This is a genomic window from Vibrio sp. 1978 (assembly GCF_033344345.1).
Genome location: NZ_JAWPOP010000671.1, coordinates 1 through 616 on the forward strand (window position 1 = coordinate 1; position 616 = coordinate 616).

1 protein-coding gene is annotated in these 616 nt (G+C 44.6%); it reads right to left on the bottom strand.

The window, feature by feature from the left end; all coding sequences use genetic code 11:
- Positions 1-473, bottom strand: a 473-nt coding sequence (locus R8N49_RS28460) for a substrate-binding domain-containing protein (protein ID WP_318190612.1), incomplete at its 3' end; no start/stop codon positions are given.
- Positions 474-616 lie beyond the last annotated feature (143 nt).

The window sequence follows — 616 nt, forward strand, 5'->3', positions numbered from 1 at the left end:
CCTAACAAACTTTCAAAGCTGTAGCGCGAGCCAGAAGATGCTTCTCGCGTGACAACTGCTATCGGTTGATCCGCGCCGCCGACTTCTTTCCAGTTTTTGATTTCGCCTTTGTAGATGTCAAACAGTTGTTGTGCTGAAAGGTTAGTCACAGAGTTTGTACGGTTCACAACAACGGCAAGGCCATCGTAAGCAATTGGAAACACATTCAAGTCTTCGCCTTTTTCGCTTTCTGTCAGATAGCGAGAGCTCATACCAAGTTTCACGACACCTTTGTTCACCATGGTGATCCCCGCACTAGAACCAATGCCCTGTACAGCGATGTAATTATCTGGGTGTGTCTTATTGTATTCTTCGGCGAGTACGTCCATCACGCGAGCAACGGAAGTTGAACCTGAAATGTTGACTTCTTTCGCCATAGCAGAAGGAAGGGAGACAGCCATGGCTAGTAAAGTTGCCACAGTAAAACGTAACATATTTAAACTCCATATACGGTATAAAGCAGCGCTTATGATATTGCGTTCAGGTTACACTTTTGTGAATCAGAAAAGATTGTTCGAATGTGAAACAGCAGCGTGTTTATCGCGTTATTTGAGCAAAGTGGTGATGTACGTAGTGT